Source organism: Agrobacterium radiobacter (assembly GCF_040801995.1).
Taxonomy (GTDB): Bacteria; Pseudomonadota; Alphaproteobacteria; order Rhizobiales; family Rhizobiaceae; genus Agrobacterium; species Agrobacterium radiobacter.
Genome location: NZ_JBEGHX010000002.1, coordinates 849,079 through 868,470, shown reverse-complemented (window position 1 = coordinate 868,470; position 19,392 = coordinate 849,079). Strand labels below are relative to the sequence as shown.

Here is a 19,392-nt window from a genome sequence, read left to right as displayed (position 1 = left end):
GACGGCACCTGCGTGCTGCCAGGGCCTTTTAGTGGCTGCCTGAGCCTAGAAAGGCAACCCGTCCCAAAGCAGTTTCAGCGCGGCAATCAGCGCCATGGAATACATCAGCGGGTAAAACACGGATGGTTTCAGATATTTCACCACCCTTGCACCGGCAAGCGTCGCCAGCATCGCCACCGGCAGTAAGCTGGCCGAGGTTTTGAGGTTGGTGGCATCAAGCGCGCCGAGCGCGAAATAGGGAATGAGCTTGATCGCATTCATGATGGCGAAGAAGCGCACGCTCATGCCGGTATAGGTCTTTGGATCGAGCTTCAGCGGCAGAACATAGATCTGAAAGGGCGGTCCACCCGCATGGGCAACGAAGCTCGCATAACCGGAAAGGCTGGACCAGAGCGTGGCAGCAGCCGGTCTTTGCGGTTTGGCCGGAATTTCCTGTCCCTTACGGCTTTTGAAACTCTCCTGAAAATAACGCAGCACGAACAGGATCGTCACCGAGGCGACGACGAGGCGCATGGCATCCGCGGAGATGAGGCTTGAGGTCGCCCAGCCGAGCGTGATGCCGGCGATTGCGCCGGGCAGCATGATGAGGAGCGTTTCCCGGTGGTTGTGGTGCCGCCAGGCCCAAAGCGCCACGAGATCCATCACGATCAGGATCGGCAGAAAGATCGCGGCGGCCTGCACAGGCGATACGGCAAGCGCCATCAGCGGCACGCCCATTAGGGCCAGTGCGCCGCCCAGCCCGCCCTTGGAAAGGCCGACGAGCACGACTGCGGGGATGGCGACGAGATAAAAATGAAAATCGGTCAGCATGGATGGACAGTTGATCCTTTCGCCGGTCCGGTTTATCGGATTTGTCATATGAAAACGAGTGCAGATTGCGCGGCAAGCGTCTTCTGTCTGAAATGGACGAACCGATGACCCTAGTTGAAGATCGTTGCCGCCTTGTCCTGATCGTTCCGGAATCGGACGACGCGCAAAAGCAGGCAACAGAAGTGGAAGAAGCATTGCGGGGCGGCGATGTCGCTTCCGTCATCATTCCGCAATATGGTCTGGATGACGCCGCTTTCCAGAAACGCGCCGAATTGATCGTGCCTGTCGTGCAAAAGGCCGGTGCGGCGGCGCTCATTGCCGGAGACAGCCGCGTTGCCGGTCGCGTGAAGGCGGATGGCCTTCATGTGGCTGGCAATGCCGAGGCGCTTGCCGAGGCCGTGGAAAAGTTCACGCCGAAGCTGATCGTCGGCGGCGGTAATGCGGATGACCGTCACAAGGCTCTGGAGCAGGGCGAGTCCAATCCGGATTATGTGTTTTTCGGAAAGCTGGAAGGCGACATCAAGCCTGAGGCGCACCCCAAAAACCTGGCTCTCGGTGAGTGGTGGGCGTCGATGATCGAAATTCCGGCCATCGTCATGGGTGGCACGGATGTGTCTTCGGTTGTTGCCGTAGCTGAAACCGGCGTGGAGTTCGTGGCGATGCGCAGCGGCGTCTTTGACAATGCCGGTGGCGCTGCCCAGGCGGTTTCTGAAATCAACGCCCTGCTTGACGAAAAAGCGCCACGGTTTGGCGGTTGATACAGGCGATGATCATGCGCTCGGTTCACCTCTGCTTTTCCGTTTCGCTGCTGACGCTTGCTTTCGGCGCGCCGGCGGGTGTCGCTTTTGCTCAATCCGGGCCGCAGAGCGAAAGCAATGCGCTTTCCCGCCAGCTGGAAAATGAGGCTCAGCCGACCCGTCAGGGCAGGGTGCAATCCGAAGAGCAGAAGGACTTGCAGCCGTCCGCAGGCGTCAATGTCTATCAGCGCATGGGTGCGGAGCTGCCCGCCCTGCCGCCTGAAAAGGAATTCAAGGGCAGGGTGGACGAAGCCTATGGGCATTTCCAGCGCGGTGAATATGTGCAGGCGCTCGACAAGGCGCTGAACCGTGCGCAGAACGGTGACGCATCCGCCCAGACGCTGGTGGCGGAAATGATGTCGCGTGGTCTGGGCATTGCCCGTGACGAGAAAACCGCTGCTTTCTGGTATCAGCAGGCTGCAGAGGGTGGCGATCCCGTTGCCATGTTCAAATTCGCCCTGATCCTGATGGAAGGCAAATTCGTCACCCGCGACAAGGCGAAAGCTGACGATTTCATGCGCCGCGCCGCGGAAGCCGGTAATGCCTCTGCCCAGTTCAACTGGGGCCAGATACTGGTTTCGGAAAATCCCGGCGCCAAGGGCCTGCTGATGGCATTGCCTTTCTACGAAAAGTCCGCCGACCAGGGCATTGCAGATGCGCAATATGCGGTGTCGCAGATTTACTGGTCGGTGAAGGACGTGCCGGCCGAAAAGAAGGCCAAGGCGCGGGACTGGCTGATGCGGGCCGCAAAGGCGGGTTACGACACCGCGCAGGTCGATCTTGGCATCTGGCTGGTGAATGGTTTCGGCGGCGAGCGCAATCTGGATGAGGGCTTCCGCTGGCTATACGGTGCGGCACAGCGTGGTAATGTCGTGGCGCAGAACAAGGTGGCGCATCTTTATATTCAGGCGCTTGGCACCCGGCCCGATGCGGTCGAAGCGGCCAAATGGTATGTGCTTTCCCGTCGCGCGGGGCTCAAGGATCCCTCCCTCGAGGACTTTTATCTCGGGATCACCGACGAGCAGCAGAAGAAGGCGATTGAGGCCGCAAATCGTTTCCGCCCGACGTGATGGCAGACGGGCCTAACCACGCCGGCGCAGCCCCATGGGCTTTTTGCCTTGAATTTCCGCGCGTTTTGTGGTCTTGAACCGCAAACTTTCAATTCAAGAAAATAATGACGTGCCTGTCCGGTGAACTTCCGGGCGGTTCGCAAGCTTTCCAGGAAACAAATTCGATGGCCCGTTCAGCCCTTCTCAATGTCATGGTTCAGGCCGCCATCAAGGCGGGTAAGTCTTTGTCGCGTGACTTCGGTGAAGTGCAGAATCTTCAGGTTTCGGTCAAGGGGCCGAGCGATTTCGTCTCGCAGGCGGATCTGAAAGCCGAAAAGATCGTGCGCGATGAATTGATGAAAGCCCGCCCGACCTATGACTTCCTGGGTGAAGAAGGCGGCGAGGAAAAGGGTAGCGATGGCGCGCATCGCTGGATTGTGGATCCGCTTGATGGCACCACCAACTTCCTGCACGGCATTCCGCATTTTGCGGTTTCCATTGCACTGGAGCGTAACGGTGAAGTCGTTGCCGGCGTGATCTTCAATCCGGCCACCGACGAACTCTACACCGCCGAGCGTGGCGGCGGCGCGTTCCTCAACGATCGCCGCATCCGTGTTGCCGCGCGCAAGGCGCTGACCGATTGCGTCATCGGCTGCGGCGTGCCGCATCTCGGTCGCGGCAATCACGGCAAGTTCCTGGTCGAGCTTCGCCATGTCATGGGTGAGGCTGCCGGCATCCGTCGCATGGGCGCGGCTTCGCTCGATCTGGCTTATGTCGCCGCGGGCCGTCTCGACGGTTACTGGGAAGCCGATCTTTCGCCATGGGATATGGCGGCCGGTCTGGTGCTGATTCGTGAAGCCGGCGGCTTCGCATCCGACATCAAGGGCGGCACGGATATCTTCGGCAGCGGCACCGTTGCTGCCGGAAACGAATATATCCACAAGGCGCTCGTTGAGGTCGCCAACCGTCCCATCCCGGGCCGCTGATCGGTTTTCGGCGGAAAACCTGTCGTTTTCTACAAGTTTTAGACGCCCGGCGAATGTTCGCCGGGTGTTTTTGTTTTCCATTGCTGGGTGCTCACACATTTTCCTAAAACGCCTGTGACGAAAGACCGGCTTTTCGCTTCAAATCGTCGCAATTTTCAAATAGCTTCCGCTGGATACCTGACCAGAGGGAATGCGAACGTTATGGCGGATTCGGAGCTGCTCGATCTTGGCGTCGAGAAACCGGTGACCACACGGCAATACAGCCACAAGCTGTCCAGCCCCACACCGTTTCTCTGGACGATGGTTCTGTTTCTGATCCTCGTCGGCTTTCTGGCGGCCATTCTCTATCGGCAGGCGCACACCGCCTTCATGACCAATCCGGGGCTCAACGGCTTCATTCTCGGCGTGTTGGCCATCGGCATCATTCTGGTGTTTACGCAGACGATGAGCCTGCGCTCGGAAGTCCGCTGGTTCAATGCCTTTCGTGCTGCCGGCAGCGTCGAAAAGGTCGGCCGTGCGCCAAAACTGCTTGCGCCGATGAGCACGCTGATCGGCAAGCGCGGCGAAGTCCGGCTTTCCACGGTCACGCAGCGGACCATCCTCGATTCCATCGCAACACGACTCGACGAATCGCGTGATACCTCGCGTTATCTCGTCGGCCTGCTGGTGTTTCTCGGTCTGCTCGGCACCTTCTGGGGCCTGATCGGCACCATCGGCGCCATCAGCAATGTCATCCAGTCGCTCGATCCGAGCGCCGGTGACAGCAACGATATTCTGAGCTCGCTCAAGGCCGGTCTCACCGCGCCGCTGGCGGGCATGGGAACGGCCTTCTCCTCGTCGCTGCTCGGTCTTTCAGGTTCGCTGATCCTCGGTTTTCTCGATCTTCAGGCCGGTCGCGCGCAGAACCGTTTTTACACCCAACTCGAAAACTGGCTGTCATCGGTAACTGACACCTCGGCGGAAGGGCCGAGGGAGTTCAAGGCCGTTGAGCCGGGCGCCATGGTCAGCACCGAGCGTTCGCTTGCGGCCATGACCAGCCTTGCCGAGGGCATTCAGGGTCTGGTCAAGAACATGCGCAGCGAACAGCAGATGCTGCGTGACTGGATCGAGGCGCAGCAGGAGGAATCGAAATCACTCCGCCGCACGCTCGACCGGCTGTCGGCGCGGATCGATAGCGACACGAAATCATCCGGACGCACCCGGCACGATAACGGGAGCGAGTAGCCATGGCGCTTGCGCGCAACCGCCGCCGCGACAGGGGTGTGGATTATTGGCCGGGTTTCGTCGATGCGCTTTCGACGCTGCTGATGGCCATCATGTTTTTGCTGACGGTCTTCGTGCTGGCGCAATTCGTACTGTCGCGCGAAATTACCGGCAAGGACGAAGTGCTGACGCGCCTCAACAGCCAGATTGCCGAACTGACCGAACTTCTGGCCATGGAAAAAGGCAACAAGCAGGATATTGAGGACGCGCTCGCAAGCCTGCAATCGACGCTCGCAGCTTCAGAAAACGAGCGTTCCCGACTGCAGGCGCTTCTCGATGCGGGATCGGGCAACAATGCGAACGCCAATGCCCGGATTGGTAGCCTGACCGGCGAGCTGGACGACCAGCGGCAGGCCAATTCCCGCGCCTCCGCGCAGATCGAATTGCTGAATCAGCAGATTGCGGCGCTGAGAGCGCAGATCGCTTCGGTGGAAGCCGCCCTGCAGGCTTCGGAAGCCAAGGATACCTCGTCTCAGGTCAAGATCGCCGATCTCGGCCGTCGCCTCAATGTCGCGCTGGCGCAGCGGGTGCAGGAACTGAACCGCTATCGGTCTGATTTCTTCGGACGGCTGCGCGAAATCCTGTCGGACCGCGAAAATATCCGCATCGTCGGTGACCGGTTCGTCTTCCAGTCCGAAGTGCTCTTCCCTTCCGGCGGCAATGAACTCAATCCGGAAGGACAGACGGAGATGGAGAAGCTGGCGGTCGCGCTGCTCGATCTCGCCAAGGAAATTCCGGCGGAAATCAACTGGGTCCTGCGCGTGGATGGCCACACGGATAATGTCCAGCTTTCCGGTTCCGGACGTTACCGGGACAATTGGGAACTATCCTCGGCCCGTGCCACCTCTGTGGTGAAATTCCTGATTTCCAAGGGCGTCCCGGCAAACCGGCTGGTCGCCGCTGGTTTCGGCGAATATCAGCCGATTGCCGAAGGCGATACCCCGGAAGCACGGCAGCAGAATCGCCGTATCGAACTCAAGCTCACCGAGCGCTAGCATTTATGGAGAATGCATGACGTTTCCACACGAGCCTTACGCCGTTGCTCAACTGGCAATGTCACAGTTGAAGTCGGCCATTTATCTCCTACTGAAGGACGCTAAGAGCGTCGGAATGAAGAATTCTGAAATCGGTCGGGCGCTTGGAATCTACACGGGCCATGTTGAGCACGAAGGCCATATTTCACGGACTTTGTTGTCGATTATGGAGGCAGAGGGCGTGGTAGAGCAAAATAAAGAAACAAAGCTCTGGTCGCTAAAAAAAATCTAGCTCGCTCAAGATTTTTATCTCCCACATTCGGGGCCCCTGCGATAAGTTCTGAATTTACGTTCGCGTAAAAGTAATTCCGTCATATCTGGGAGGGGCTGATGGAGCGCTATGATGTGATCGTTGTCGGCGCGGGGCTTGCCGGGCTGGTGGCGGCAACCGAGGCTGCTGAGCGAGGTTTCAGCGTCTGTATCGTGGATCAGGAGGGCGAGCAGAACCTTGGCGGCCAGGCCTTCTGGTCGCTGGGCGGTCTGTTTTTCGTCGACAGTCCCGAACAGCGCCGGATGCGGGTGCGCGACAGTCTCGATCTTGCAAGGCAGGACTGGTTCGGCTCAGCCGGTTTCGACCGTCCGGAGGATTATTGGCCGCGCCGTTGGGCGGAGGCCTATCTCGATTTTGCCGCCGGTGAAAAACGCGAATGGCTGCACCGTATGGGCATGCGCTGGTTTCCCGTGGTCGGCTGGGCCGAGCGCGGCGGCAGCCTCGCTCATGGTCATGGCAATTCCGTTCCGCGTTTCCATGTCACGTGGGGCACGGGTCCGGGCGTACTCGCACCCTTCGTTAAAAAGGCGAAGGCCATGGCGGCAACCGGCCGGCTGACCTTCCGTTTTCGCCACCGGGTTGATCGTCTGGATATCACCGACGGCCGGGTGACCGGTATTTCAGGCGCTGTTCTTGCAGCCGACCCCGTGCAGCGCGGGCAGGAGAGCAGCCGGGAAGAGCAGGGCGATTTTACCTTCTCCGCTGCGGCGGTCATCGTCAGTTCCGGCGGCATCGGCGGCAATCAGGACTTGGTGCGGCGCAATTGGCCGGTGGAACGTCTGGGCGAGCCTCCTGCCGGCATGGTCTGCGGTGTCCCCGCGCATGTGGACGGCCGCATGGTCGCCATTACGGAAACGGCCGGTGGGGCCGTCATCAATCGTGACCGCATGTGGCATTATACCGAGGGCGTGAAAAACCATGATCCGATCTGGCCGGGTCACGGTATCCGCATCCTGCCCGGTCCCTCGTCCTTCTGGTGCGATGCGGATGGAAACCGCCTCGCCGCCCCCGCCATGCCGGGTTTCGATACGCTCGGCACGCTTAAAATGCTGGGCGAACGCGGCAGCGGCCATAGCTGGTTCATTCTGACCAAGGTGATCATCAAGAAGGAATTTGCGCTTTCAGGCTCGGAGCAGAATCCTGATCTGACCGGCAAGGATATACCGCTGCTGCTCAAAAGGTTGGGCAAGGAGCCGCCGGGACCAGTGCGTGCTTTCATGGAGCGCGGCGAAGATTTCGCGGTTCGAGATACGCTGGAAGAACTCGTGGCGGCGATGAATGCCATCAGTGGCGATAACCGGCTGCATATAGACCATATCCGCCGGCAGATCGAAGCGCGCGACCGCGAAATCGAAAATGGTTTCAGCAAGGATGCCCAGGTAACGGCCATCCATGGCGCACGTCGTTATCTTGGCGACCGGCTGATGCGGACGGCAAAACCGCACCGGCTGCTCGACCCGTCGATGGGACCGTTGATTGCCGTGCGGCTGCATGTGCTGACGCGCAAGACGCTTGGCGGCCTTCATACCGATCTTGAAGCCCGGGTGCTGGATGCTGCCGGTGAGCCGGTGCCGGGGCTTTATGCCGCCGGCGAAGTGGCGGGTTTCGGTGGCGGTGGCATGCATGGCTACAACGCGCTGGAGGGCACATTCCTTGGCGGCTGCCTGTTTTCGGGCCGCATTGCCGGACGCAGCGTGCTGGCGTGAGCCGTTGAGAGCGGAATGGTGAAACACCAGCGGTTTTGCCTGAAATTCCGCTCCGATCGCGTGAACTAAGCCTGGGCGCGCAATTCGTCCGGTCCGGTCTGGAATTGCAGCCGGGCAAGCCGCGCATAAAGGCCGTTCTGGCGGATGAGGCTCTGATGCGTGCCTTCTTCAATGATGCGGCCTTCATCCATCACCAGAATACGGTCGGCCTTCAGCACGGTGGCAAGACGGTGAGCGATGACGATGGTGGTGCGGGTTTTCATCAGCTCATCAAGCGCCTTTTGAACCAGCGTTTCGCTTTCCGCATCGAGTGCCGAAGTCGCTTCGTCGAGCAGCAGGATCGGCGCATTGCGCAGGATGGCGCGGGCAATGGCGATGCGCTGGCGCTGGCCGCCGGAAAGCGTCACGCCGCGTTCACCCACCTGGGTATCGTATCCATCGGTGAGACGTTCGATGAAGCTGTCGGCCTGTGCGGCGATGGCGGCGGCGCGCACCTCCTCGCGTGTCGCGTCAGGTCGGCCAAAGGCGATATTGTCGTGGATGGAGGAGGCGAATATCGCCACATCCTGCGGAACGATGGACAGGCGCGCGCGCAGATCGGCGAGGGTGACGTCGCGGATATCCGTGCCATCGACGGTGATGCGGCCCTGTTGCGGATCGTAAAAGCGCATCAGCAGCGAAAAGACCGTGCTCTTGCCCGCACCTGAAGGCCCGACGATTGCGACGGTTTCGCCGGCGCTGACCTTGAAGGAGAGGCCGGAGACGATCGGCCGCCCTGTCGCGAGCGGGTAGACAAAATCGACATTTTCGAATTCGGCTTCGCCGCGCGGCGGCTGCGGCATGGCGACAGGGGTTGCGGGTTCTGCGACGGGCGAGCGCTCGTTCAGCAGTTCGGAAAGCCGTTCGGCTGCACCACCCGCCTGCGCCAGTTCCCCCCAGACTTCCGAGAGTTGGCCGAGACCACTTGCGGCGATGACCGAATAAAGCACGAATTGACCGAGCGTGCCTGCCGTCATGCTGCCCGACAGGACGCTTTGCGCGCCATACCAGAGAATGCCGACGACGCTGCCGAAGACCAGCGCGATGGCGACGGCGGTGAGAATGGAGCGTGCGCCGATCGCTGCCCGAGCGCCCTGATAGGCGGCTTCCACGGAAGCGCCATAACGGGCATTTGCCAGCACCTCGGCGTTAAAGGACTGCACGGTGCGGCTCGCAGCGATCGTCTCGGAAGCATAGGCGGCGGAATTGGCCAATGTATCCTGCGTGGTGCGGGAGCGGGCGCGAACCGAGCGCCCGAAGGCGATCAACGGAAAAACGATGAAGGGAATGGCAAGCAGCGCAAGGCCCGAAAGACCGGGGCTGGTATAGATCATCATCGCCACGGCACCACAGCACATGATGATGTTGCGCAAAGCCACGGAGGCGGACGACCCGAATGCCGAGCGGATCTGCACCGTATCGGCGGTCAGTCGCGAGGTCAGTTCGCCGGATCGATTGCTATCGAAAAACTGCTGCGACAGGGTGGTGAGATGGGCGAAGACATCGCGGCGCAGATCGGCAACGACCCTTTCACCAATGGTCATGACGTAATAATAACGCATGGCGCTGGCGAGCGCGAGGACAACGGCAATCGCCAGAAGCATCGCGAAATAGCTGTTGATCATGCCGCCATCCGGCGTCTGGAAACCGTGGTCGATGATGCGGCGAACGGCAAGCGGCAGGGCCAATGTCGTGGCGGAGGAAAGCACAAGCGCGAAAAGAGCTGCCGCCATCAGGCCGCGATAACGGCTCAGATAGGGGAAGAGGCCAAGAAGCGGCTTCAGGCTTCTCTGTTTCGCAGCTTTCTGCTCGTCAATATCTGCCACGTCCTCTATGCTCCTTGTTCAATGCCGTTTTTGGACCTTTTGCGGGTGAATTTCCGGCGTGCGGTAAAATTCCAGCCCCTGCGGCCATCTCCTTTCACAAGGGGATAGCAGGCTCTTGTTATCTGGGCGACCTTCATGTATAGGCTCCGCATCGAATTGGGAAGCCATAGCCCATCTGGTCTATGGCTTCATTTATTGAAATGGCTCAGTTGACGCAATTGCGGCAAATGGACCGCACGTCACTTAACCAGGAAGATTGTCATGAAGGCTGATATCCATCCCGCTTATCACACGATCAAGGTCGTCATGACCGATGGCACCGAATACGAAACCCGCTCTACCTGGGGTTCGGAAGGCGCAGTCATGAACCTTGAAATCGACCCCAAGTCCCATCCGGCATGGACGGGCGGCAACCAGCAGCTTATGGACCGCGGTGGTCGCGTTTCCAAGTTCAACAAGCGTTTCGGCGGCCTCGGCCTCTGATCCACTTGCGGACGGATTGTTTAAAAAAAGCCCGGTTTTTCCGGGCTTTTTTGTTGTCTGCTTTTCGCGGCCGTACATATGGGTGTAACGACCAAAACAAAAAAGCAGGCTTTTCAGCCTGCTTTTCAAATTGTCCGGATAAGGTCGTCTTTTCTCAGTTGATCGAGAAAGCCGTGCGCAGAAGATTGAGCTGCGCCTGCACGCTGTTTTCATTGTCCGGCACCTTGGCGGCTTCGGACGGGCGATAGATTTCGCGGTCGAGCAGGGCGATGCGGTTCTGGAGACGCAGCGAGCGCTCGATGAGGTCGCGGAAGGATTCGGGCAGGTCGTTCCAGCCGGGCGCGTTGCGGTCGACGTTAAAGCTGTCGAGCCGCACCTTGTTCTTTTCGCTCAGAACCTGATCGCGCGTCATTTCGCCATTGTTGACGGCGCGCTGCAGAAGCAGCCAGGAGGCCATCTGCATCAGGCGGGTGGTGAGGCGCATCGATTCCGCCGCATAAAGTACCGAGGCCATGCGCGGCAGCACCTTGGAGGCGGCGCGGCCGGCACCGTCGAGATAACTTGCCGTTTCCTCAACCAAGGTCATGCCTTCGGTATAGAGGGTCTTGAACTGGTTGGAAGCAGCCGCGCGACCCGCAAAGCTTATGGTATTTAAAACCTGTTCCGACATTTTCTTTAAATCCCTGCTCACGCACCACACTGTCAGGCAACGACGACCCGGATATTTTGTTCCGGCCTTTAGTGTTTTCAGGATGGTATCTTTACCTGAAATGCGCAAGGCAATTATTAAAGAAGGGTTAATACCCACAGTTTTACGGAATCCGGCAAGCGGCAAAAAAAGAGCCGCGAAAGCGGCTCTCAAGGTAAAACAGGGAGAAAAATCAGACCAATTCGCCGTATGGAGAAGATGCCTGAGGTCCAGAAGAACTGGACATGTATAGTAATCTCTCAGAAAGCTTAATTTTTGGTTAATGGTAAACGAAAGACTGCCCCGGAATATTCATTTCCAGATACCGCCTGAGCCGCAGCTCTAGGCATTGGAAGTGCAGTCCCATGTCTATTCTCAACTGCGCGTCAGGACCGGAAGAGATTCTCCGCCGCCTGCCTGCCGGCGGATTTCCGTGTCCTCTCCTCTTCCAGCCGGGTGATTTCGGCTTGCAGAAGATCGATACGGCTGCTCAGTTCGTCCACCGAAAGAAGGCTGAGATCGCCGCCGATCTCGTGCGCTGCCGGTTTTTGCGGACGGTCATCGTCAAAGAGACTCATATGCCTGCTCCTTTTTCCACATAGTCGCCATCGTCCCCGGGATATTGCTGCGCGCGCGGGTCAAGCGCAATACTTTCCGGCGTGACGAGCGTTGAGGGCGTCGTCGGCATCATGGTCGAGAAATTGTCTTTTTCCTCGGTCGAAAGTGCTGCGCGCTGGCGGCTTCTGATGATGGCATAGGCGGTGATGAGCAGATGCGCCACAGCCGTCACCAGAAACAGCGCATAGGGGCCGAAATGGGTCATGATCGCGCCGCCGAGCGTCGGGCCGATGATGGTGCCGATGCCGTAAAGCAGAAGCAGGCCACCCGAGACCTTGACGAAGTCTTCCGAGGCGGCGAAGTCGTTGGCATGCGCCACAGCGATGGGATAAAGCGCGTTGGCGGCGGCGCCGTAAATGGCGATCATGAAAATCAGCACATAGACGTCATGCGGTTGTACCACCGCGACAGCGAGGCCCGCGACCGCGCCAACCCCGGCAAGTCCCGCCAGCACGTAACGGCGGTCTATCCGGTCTGAAAGCCTTCCCGCCGGAAATTGCGCCAGCGCACCGACGAAAATCGTGACCGAAACCATGATGGCGATCATGGTCGGGTCCAGACCTGCGCGCGCGCCGAAGACGGCGCCGAGCGTGCCGTAAGCGCCGTTGGCAATGCCGATCATCAGGATGCCGACGAAGGAGACCGGCGAGTTGCGGTAAAGGGCCGGCAGATCCAGCTTCACCTTCTGTAACGGCTGCGGACTGGCCGCTTTCGAAAGCGTGGCCGGCAGAATGGCGATGCAATAGATGATGCCGCAGATCATGAACAGAGACGTATTGCTGATATCGCCCATCGGCACGATCATCTGCCCTGCCACGACCCCGAGCAGCGTGATGGCGATATAGAGCGAGAAGATCATGCCACGGCTTTCATTGGTGGCGCGCTCGTTCAGCCAGCTCTCAATGATCATCGAGGTGCCGGCCGTGCAGAAGCCGGTAAGCGCGCGCAGCGCGATCCACGATGTGTCATCGATGATAAGGCCGGTCATCAGCACCGTCAGGCACACCAGCGCCACGAAGGAGCCGAATGCCCGCACATGCCCCGCACGGCGCACGATGGCAGGCGCGACAAAGCAGCCGATGACGAAGCCGGCCGCCCAGGAGGTGCCCAGAAAGCCCAGAATTTCATTGGAGTAACCTTCCGCTGAACCACGGACGGGCAGGATGAGACCCTGAAGGCCGTTGCCGAGAAAAAGAAACAGAGTGCTGGATAAAAGAGCGAATACGGGTAGAAGATTTCTGCTCATGAAAACACTCTCATGCGTTCGGACGGACGGTCGGACAGGCCATAGACGGGCGTTACCCGAATGAGTTGCACTCTTCTGGTGAACGGTAAAAATGTCCAGCCTGTGACGATGCAGAAATAAAGAAAAGGCTCAATAAATGACGAAGGCGATCGGCCTTTTTTTACTGCTGGCCATGGCGATCCAGATCATCCGGCCGCTAGGTCTGCCGGGCCTGAAGAAAAGAGGCGATTGCTGGAAGATCGCGGTTGCCGCCTTTGTCATCTGGTCGGCGACGCTGCTTCTGCGTCCGTAACGAAAAAGCCGCCCCAGAGGGCGGCTTTTGTTTGACTAAATGCCTGCCGGTGAGGGCCTCAGGCTGCCTTTTCGAGTTCCTGCTTCCAGTTACCCTTGGCGGCGAGGCTGTTCATCGCGGCGCGGTGCGTGAAGGCGCGCTGGCCGGCGGCGACATTTTCCTGCTTGCCGCCCCAGGTCTTGAGGGCCGTATCCTGAAGCGCGCGGCCGTAGGAATAGGTCAGTGACCAGGGCAGGTCGTAGCCGGCATTCATGGCGGAGAGATGCGCGGTTGCCTCTTCGGAAGACTGGCCGCCGGAAAGGAAGGCAATGCCCGGAACGGCTGACGGCACGGTCGCCTTCAGAACCTTCACGGTCTTTTCCGCCACTTCCTCGACCGAAGCCTTGCGGGCATTCTTGCCGTCGATGATCATGTTCGGTTTGAGGATCATGCCTTCGAGGTTCACGCGGGCGTCGAACAGATCCGCGAAAACGGTCTGGAGAACCCATTGCGTGACTTCCGCACAGCGGTCGATGTCATGCGTGCCCGGTTCGCCGTCCATCAGCACTTCGGGTTCCACGATCGGCACGATATCCGCCTGCTGGCAGAGAGCGGCGTAACGGGCGAGCGACTGGGAGTTTGCCTTGATAGAACCCCAGCTCGGACGCTGTTCACCGATGGTGATGACGCCGCGCCACTTGGCGAAGCGGGCACCGGCGTCATGATATTTGCGCAGGCGCTCGTAAAGACCGTCGAGGCCTTCGGTGATGAATTCGTGCGGGTGGAAAGCCATCGGCTTGGCGCCGATATCCACCTTGATGCCGGGCAGGCTGCCGGCCGCCTTGATGATATCAACGAAAGGCGTGCCATCGGCGGCCTTCTGGAACAGGGTCTCTTCATAAAGGATGACGCCGGAGATGTATTTCTTCATAGCGTCGTCGGAGCGGAACAGCATTTCGCGGTAGTCGCGGCGGGCGGTCTCGGTGGACTCCAGATTGATGCTGTCGAAACGCTTCTTGATCGTTCCTGTGGATTCGTCGGCTGCGAGCAGGCCCTTGCCGTCGGCAACCATTTTGATGGCGATGTCTTCGAGACGTTCGGTCATTTGCTATTCTCCCAAGGCACAATAAATTTCCGATAACAGAAGTTCCAGGGCAGGGAAATGGCACGCTAACTCATTGAAACGATTGAAATCATTTCAATCGTTTGAAACTTTTCCTCAAGGTGCCGCTTACCAAAAGACAAGGCCGGACAAGCATGGCTTGTCCGGCCTTGTGTCAGGCAAGTGGGGTAAGTTTACTTGGCGGCGGTCAGGATGGCAACGCCCGGCAATTCCTTGCCTTCCATCCATTCGAGGAAGGCGCCGCCTGCCGTCGAGATATAGGTGAAATCGTCCGAAACGCCGGCATGGTTGAGTGCGGCCACGGTGTCACCGCCGCCGGCGACGGAGACGAGCTTGCCGGCCTTCGTGCATTCCGCTGCGTGTTTTGCAGCAGCCACAGTCGCCGCGTCGAAGGGTTCGATTTCGAAAGCGCCGAGCGGGCCGTTCCAGACCAGCGTTTCCGCGCGGGAAATCCAGGCCTTGATGCTTTCAACCGATTTCGGGCCGACGTCGAGAACCATCGCGTCGGCGGGAATGGCGTTGATATCGACGGTTTCATTGGCCGCACCGGCCTTGAATTCGCGGGCGACCACGCCGTCTTCCGGCAGAACAATCGCACAGCCGGATGTCGCGGCCTCGATCATGATCTGCTTTGCGGTCTCGGCAAGATCGTGTTCGCAGAGCGATTTGCCGACTTGTGCGCCGCGTGCGGCAAGGAAGGTGTTGGCCATGCCGCCGCCGATGACGAGGGCATCGACTTTCTTGACGAGGTTCATCAAGAGATCGATCTTGCTCGAAACCTTGGCGCCTCCGACGATGGCGACCACCGGACGGACCGGCTGGCCGAGGCCCTTTTCCAGCGCCTCAAGCTCGGCCTGCATGGTGCGGCCGGCATAGGCGGGCAGGTGGCGCGCAAGACCTTCGGTGGAGGCGTGGGCGCGGTGGGCGGCGGAGAAAGCGTCGTTCACATAGATATCGCCGTTGGCCGCCAGAGCCTCGACGAAGGCGGGATCGTTCTTTTCTTCGCCCTTGTGGAAGCGGGTGTTTTCCAGAAGCAGGATATCGCCGTCGTTCAGTTTCGCGACGGCATCCGCCGCAGGCGCACCGACGCAGTCGGTCGCGAAGGAAACGGCGTGATCCAGCACTTCCTCGACGGCGGGCACGATCTGGGAAAGCGACATGTCGGCGACCGGTTCGCCCTTCGGGCGGCCGAAATGTGCGAGCAGGATGACTTTCGCGCCCTTTGAGGACAATTCCAGAATGGTCGGCGCAACACGTTCGATACGGGTTGCGTCCGTCACCTTGCCATCCGCGACCGGCACGTTGAGATCAACGCGGACGAGAACGCGCTTTCCGGCAATGTCGTTGAGGTCGTTGAGGGTCTTGAAAGCGGGCATAGGTCGATCCTGATTTGTTGCGAGTTCGGCACGGACCATACTATGCCTGATTGACGACGCAAGCCGGTCAGGCCTCATTTTCTCTCACTGTATTGGCCGGGGCGGGGGCACTTTCTTCAACGCCGGCGGCGCGCGGCTGACGCTTCTGCGCCAGATAATCGCGCACACGGTTGAGGATTTCCGAAAAGCTGATGAAGATCGGCAGGCTGGTGGCCGGCTCCACCGGTTCGAGCGAGATTCCGACGCCGGTGATTTCCTCATGCTCGTCCAGTGTGCGGACGATCAGGACGATGGAGCCGAGGCGCACACGGTCGGCATAATCGGCCTTTCCGGCAAGGCGCGCCTCTATCAGTTCCGCGACGCTCATCGCCTGCTCGGCGGGCGAAAGCAGGCCGGGGCCATAGGCCGCGTCCAGCTCCTTCGCCGGGCGGGCGGGTGAGATCGCGAAGGTGCCGAAGAAATCGGCGTCGTCATCAGCAACCGGCAGGGCGCTGGCGAACAGCCGGTCGATCAGGCGGGAATAGCCGGGTGCGATGAAGAGATAGACGAGATCGTTTTCACGCAGCCGCCCGGCATATTGGTAGCGGATCGACTTGCCGTCGCGCACCACCAGCGAGGGCATGGCCCAGCGGGGAATACGTTCACCCTGCATGATGGCGCTGCCCTTGGCGACCCGGTAGGAAATCAGTTCATGATTGGCGGTGCCGGGAAGGTCCACCTCGAGCTTGTCCACCTCGCCCATGCGCGGCGGCACGATCAGCCCGAGCCTTGTTGCCACAGGCTTGATGGTCCAGCCCTGCACAAGCAGCGAGACCAGAACGATGATGAAGGCGGCGTTGAAATAGATTTGCGCATTATCAAGCCCGCCGAGAATGGGCATGATGGCCAGCAGGATGGAGACCGCGCCACGCAGGCCCACCCACGCCACGAAGGATGTTTCCTGCTGGGTATAGTTGAAGGGCATAAGGCTCAGCCACACCGCGAGCGGGCGGGCGACGAAAATCAGGAACAGCGCAAGCAGGACGGCGGGGATGGCGATCGCCGGAAATTGCGACGGTGTGGCGAGAAGGCCGAGCATCAGGAACATGATGATCTGGGCAAGCCAGGTCAGCCCCTCATGGAAACGGCGTATGGTTTCCTTGGCGAAAATCCGGCGGTTGCCGGCGACGATGCCCGCCACATAGACCGCCAGAAAACCGCTGCCGCCAATGGTGCCGGTGAAGGAAAAGACGAGCAGCGCCAGCGCCAGCACGAAGATCGGCGCGAGCCCGCGGTCGGCGGCGAACCGATTGACGACGGTGGCGATCATGATCCCGCCGAGCAGGCCGAAAATCACGCCAAGGCCCATCTGCTCGATGAAAAGCAGCAGAAAGCCGCTGTCGATGCCGGCAAGCCCCTGACCTTTGGCGATGATTTCGACCAGGGCGATGGTGAGGAAGATCGCCATGGGATCGTTGGTGCCGGATTCGACTTCCAGCGTGGAGCGCACCTGATCGCGGATATGAATGCCGCCGATGCGCAGCAGGAAGAAAACGGCGGCCGCATCCGTGGAGGCGACGATGGCGCCAAGCAGCAGGCCCTCCAGCCAGGAAAGCCCGAGCAGCAGGGCGGCCGCGCCCGCGAAAAAGACGGATGTGAGAATGACGCCGACCGTGGCGAGAGCGACAGCCGGGGCTGCCGAAAGCCGGAAGGATTGTATCGACGTACCGAAACCGGAATCGAAAAGAATGACGGCAAGCACGAGCGAACCGAGCATATAGGCCAGTGGATTGTTGGTGAATTCAATGCCGAGGCCATCCACACCCGCCGCAAGGCCGATCATCAGGAAGAGTAACAGGAGAGGTGCGCCGAAGCGGAAGGCGATGAGGCTCGAAAACGCCGCGACGAGAACCAGAACAGTTGCGACCAGCAACAGAAGATAAAATGATTCCACGTCCACCGCCTCATTCAAACCGCGTTGACCGCCGCAATGAATGCTCTGCGCGTCTGCAGTCAATGCGCCACGGGTTGCGGTCTGTCAGCGCTGTTTCGGGTGGCGTTGAAAGGCGACGCAAGGCGGGTGTATCGAATGATACGGCAGGGCCGAAGTGCATTGCGCACGACCGTTATCCCTGTGTCTCTTGTCCGTCTCAAAGTGGACCAGACAAAGGCAGGAAATGGGAATTTTTTCGGCTCGCGGGCGAAAAAATGGATGGCAAGGAGAGCGGCAGATACCCCCGCAGAAACAATTCATCTTCCGGCGTCTCAACGTAACATAGAGACAATGCAGCTGCGTTAGTTCTCTCGTCCGAATTGCTTTTCAACATTACCGGAGCGATCGGATGAAGCGGATAAATATTACTGGACTTTTTATAGTATTGGCGGCGGGCTCGATTGTTTCGGGCTGCTCGAGCACGGAACAGACGGCTGAAAACATGGCCGCGCAACGCGAGCGCTGCCGCTCCTTTGGTTACCCCGAAGGCTCGCGGGATGCTGCCGACTGCATGATGAAGCTTTCCATGCAGCAAAGCGAGTTGAGGCAGCAGACTTTCGATACGATCTGGAGCAATGCCGGCTCGCGGGACCCAATCATCATCAACAACAGAAGGTGACGGTTGCGCCGGCAGGCTGGCAGCGGGTTGGTTCCTCTTGTCCCCCAACGATGGTTTCGATCCGAAGCGCCCCGCCTTGCTTCCGGATCGATGCCGACGGGTTTCCTCGTTCCCGTCGGCATTGTTACAAATAAAAAGCCGGCAGGATTGCTCCTGCCGGCTTTTTGATCGAACTGAGTTCCGCTTAGATGGTCTTCGCGAATGCGACGGCCGTGTCCGACATGCGGTTGGAGAAGCCCCACTCGTTGTCGTACCAGGACAGAACGCGCACGAACTTGCCTTCCATGACTTTCGTCTGGTCGATCGCGAAGATCGAGGAATGGCTGTCATGGTTGAAGTCGCGGGACACCAGCGGCTCTTCGGTGTAGCCGAGGATGCCCTTCAGCTTGCCATTGGCGGCGGACTTGATCGCTTCGTTGATTTCCTCAACCGTCGTGTCGCGCTTGGCGATGAACTTGAAGTCGACGACCGAAACGTTGGGGGTCGGAACGCGGATCGACGTGCCGTCCAGCTTGCCCTTGAGGTGCGGCAGAACGAGGCCAACGGCCTTGGCTGCGCCCGTCGAGGTCGGGATCATGGACAGGGCTGCGGCGCGGGCGCGGTACAGATCCTTGTGCATGGTGTCCAGCGTCGGCTGGTCGCCGGTGTAGGAGTGGATCGTCGTCATGAAGCCATGATCGATGCCAACGACGTCATCGAGAACCTTAACGACCGGCACGAGGCAATTGGTGGTGCAGGATGCGTTGGAAATGACCAGATGGTCCTTCGTCAGCTGGTCGTCGTTGACGCCGAAGACGACGGTGAGGTCAGCGCCGTCAGCCGGAGCGGAAACGATAACGCGCTTGGCGCCTGCCGTCAGGTGTGCTGCGGCCTTGTCGCGGGCGGTGAAGATGCCGGTGCATTCGAGCGCGATATCGACGCCGAGTTCCTTGTGCGGCAGCGTCGCCGGATCGCGAACGGCCGTCACCTTGATCGGCTTGCCGCCGCCAACGATGATCGTGTCGCCTTCGACCTTTACGTCGGCAGGGAACTTGCCGTGGATCGAATCGTAGCGAAGCAGATGGGCGTTGGTTTCAACCGGGCCGAGGTCGTTGATGGCAACAACTTCGATATCGGTACGGCCGGATTCGACGATGGCGCGCAGGACGTTGCGGCCGATGCGGCCGAAGCCGTTAATGGCAACTTTTACAGTCATTTACAGTCTCCCGAACAAGA

19 protein-coding genes are annotated in these 19,392 nt (G+C 59.6%); 10 read left to right on the top strand and 9 right to left on the bottom strand.

Features of this window, described 5'->3' with window-relative positions; genetic code table 11:
* Nucleotides 1-45 precede the first annotated feature (45 nt).
* Nucleotides 46-810, bottom strand: a complete 765-nt coding sequence (locus tag MRBLRC7O_RS17905; protein ID WP_003506166.1) for a sulfite exporter TauE/SafE family protein — start codon at nt 808-810, stop codon at nt 46-48.
* Between the two features lie 104 nt (nt 811-914).
* Here MRBLRC7O_RS17905 and MRBLRC7O_RS17900 point away from each other — a divergent pair, with 104 nt between their 5' ends.
* From MRBLRC7O_RS17900 to MRBLRC7O_RS17870, 7 genes are all read left to right on the top strand, one after another.
* Complete coding sequence (locus MRBLRC7O_RS17900) at nt 915-1,568, top strand: thiamine phosphate synthase (protein WP_003506168.1); 654 nt, start codon at nt 915-917, stop codon at nt 1,566-1,568.
* 8 nt (nt 1,569-1,576) lie between these two features.
* Complete coding sequence (locus MRBLRC7O_RS17895) at nt 1,577-2,677, top strand: tetratricopeptide repeat protein (protein ID WP_162690781.1); 1,101 nt, start codon at nt 1,577-1,579, stop codon at nt 2,675-2,677.
* Nucleotides 2,678-2,841: 164 nt separating this feature from the next.
* Nucleotides 2,842-3,642 carry an inositol monophosphatase family protein gene (locus MRBLRC7O_RS17890; protein ID WP_003506172.1) on the top strand — a complete coding sequence of 267 codons (801 nt, stop codon included), beginning with the start codon at nt 2,842-2,844 and terminating at the stop codon, nt 3,640-3,642.
* 201 nt (nt 3,643-3,843) lie between these two features.
* Nucleotides 3,844-4,866: a hypothetical protein gene (locus MRBLRC7O_RS17885; protein ID WP_003506173.1), complete on the top strand. Its 1,023-nt coding sequence runs from the start codon at nt 3,844-3,846 to the stop codon at nt 4,864-4,866.
* Nucleotides 4,867-4,868: 2 nt separating this feature from the next.
* Nucleotides 4,869-5,900 carry a peptidoglycan -binding protein gene (locus MRBLRC7O_RS17880; RefSeq protein ID WP_003506175.1) on the top strand — a complete coding sequence of 344 codons (1,032 nt, stop codon included), beginning with the start codon at nt 4,869-4,871 and terminating at the stop codon, nt 5,898-5,900.
* Between the two features lie 16 nt (nt 5,901-5,916).
* On the top strand, nt 5,917-6,171 hold the full coding sequence (locus MRBLRC7O_RS17875) for a hypothetical protein (RefSeq protein WP_060723142.1): 255 nt from the start codon (nt 5,917-5,919) through the stop codon (nt 6,169-6,171).
* 98 nt (nt 6,172-6,269) lie between these two features.
* A complete protein-coding gene (locus MRBLRC7O_RS17870) occupies nt 6,270-7,916 on the top strand; it encodes an FAD-binding dehydrogenase (RefSeq protein WP_080866993.1) in 1,647 nt (548 codons plus the stop codon).
* A gap of 65 nt (nt 7,917-7,981) precedes the next feature.
* On the opposite strand, the gene MRBLRC7O_RS17865 is transcribed toward MRBLRC7O_RS17870, so the two are convergent.
* Nucleotides 7,982-9,781, bottom strand: a complete 1,800-nt coding sequence (locus tag MRBLRC7O_RS17865) for an ABC transporter transmembrane domain-containing protein (RefSeq protein WP_080866992.1) — start codon at nt 9,779-9,781, stop codon at nt 7,982-7,984.
* Between the two features lie 261 nt (nt 9,782-10,042).
* Here MRBLRC7O_RS17865 and rpmE point away from each other — a divergent pair, with 261 nt between their 5' ends.
* Nucleotides 10,043-10,264 carry a 50S ribosomal protein L31 gene (gene rpmE / locus MRBLRC7O_RS17860; RefSeq protein WP_003506183.1) on the top strand — a complete coding sequence of 74 codons (222 nt, stop codon included), beginning with the start codon at nt 10,043-10,045 and terminating at the stop codon, nt 10,262-10,264.
* 154 nt (nt 10,265-10,418) lie between these two features.
* Here rpmE and rcdA read toward each other — a convergent pair whose 3' ends face one another.
* From rcdA to MRBLRC7O_RS17845, 3 genes are all read right to left on the bottom strand, one after another.
* Nucleotides 10,419-10,934 (bottom strand): protease adaptor protein RcdA, encoded by a 516-nt coding sequence (gene rcdA / locus MRBLRC7O_RS17855; RefSeq protein ID WP_003506184.1) that lies wholly within the window; start codon nt 10,932-10,934, stop codon nt 10,419-10,421.
* A 404-nt stretch (nt 10,935-11,338) separates the two neighbouring features.
* The gene (locus tag MRBLRC7O_RS17850; RefSeq protein ID WP_003506186.1) at nt 11,339-11,530 is read right to left on the bottom strand and encodes a DUF1192 domain-containing protein; all 192 of its coding nucleotides are present in this window, start codon (nt 11,528-11,530) and stop codon (nt 11,339-11,341) included.
* Nucleotides 11,527-12,816 (bottom strand): MFS transporter, encoded by a 1,290-nt coding sequence (locus MRBLRC7O_RS17845; protein ID WP_003506188.1) that lies wholly within the window; start codon nt 12,814-12,816, stop codon nt 11,527-11,529. The genes MRBLRC7O_RS17850 and MRBLRC7O_RS17845 overlap by 4 nt, the downstream gene beginning before the upstream one ends.
* Before the next feature lie 136 nt (nt 12,817-12,952).
* Here MRBLRC7O_RS17845 and MRBLRC7O_RS17840 point away from each other — a divergent pair, with 136 nt between their 5' ends.
* Nucleotides 12,953-13,108, top strand: coding sequence for a hypothetical protein (locus MRBLRC7O_RS17840; RefSeq protein WP_003506189.1), 156 nt, complete (start codon nt 12,953-12,955; stop codon nt 13,106-13,108).
* Between the two features lie 58 nt (nt 13,109-13,166).
* Here MRBLRC7O_RS17840 and MRBLRC7O_RS17835 read toward each other — a convergent pair whose 3' ends face one another.
* The 3 genes from MRBLRC7O_RS17835 to MRBLRC7O_RS17825 form a co-directional block, all read right to left on the bottom strand.
* A complete protein-coding gene (locus tag MRBLRC7O_RS17835) occupies nt 13,167-14,192 on the bottom strand; it encodes a class I fructose-bisphosphate aldolase (protein ID WP_003506191.1) in 1,026 nt (341 codons plus the stop codon).
* A 191-nt stretch (nt 14,193-14,383) separates the two neighbouring features.
* Nucleotides 14,384-15,586: a phosphoglycerate kinase gene (locus tag MRBLRC7O_RS17830; RefSeq protein WP_003506193.1), complete on the bottom strand. Its 1,203-nt coding sequence runs from the start codon at nt 15,584-15,586 to the stop codon at nt 14,384-14,386.
* A gap of 67 nt (nt 15,587-15,653) precedes the next feature.
* Nucleotides 15,654-17,519: a potassium/proton antiporter gene (locus MRBLRC7O_RS17825; protein ID WP_080867451.1), complete on the bottom strand. Its 1,866-nt coding sequence runs from the start codon at nt 17,517-17,519 to the stop codon at nt 15,654-15,656.
* Between the two features lie 481 nt (nt 17,520-18,000).
* Here MRBLRC7O_RS17825 and MRBLRC7O_RS17820 point away from each other — a divergent pair, with 481 nt between their 5' ends.
* On the top strand, nt 18,001-18,177 hold the full coding sequence (locus MRBLRC7O_RS17820) for a hypothetical protein (RefSeq protein WP_020810341.1): 177 nt from the start codon (nt 18,001-18,003) through the stop codon (nt 18,175-18,177).
* A gap of 184 nt (nt 18,178-18,361) precedes the next feature.
* On the opposite strand, the gene gap is transcribed toward MRBLRC7O_RS17820, so the two are convergent.
* Complete coding sequence (gene gap, locus MRBLRC7O_RS17815) at nt 18,362-19,372, bottom strand: type I glyceraldehyde-3-phosphate dehydrogenase (protein WP_003506200.1); 1,011 nt, start codon at nt 19,370-19,372, stop codon at nt 18,362-18,364.
* Nucleotides 19,373-19,392 lie beyond the last annotated feature (20 nt).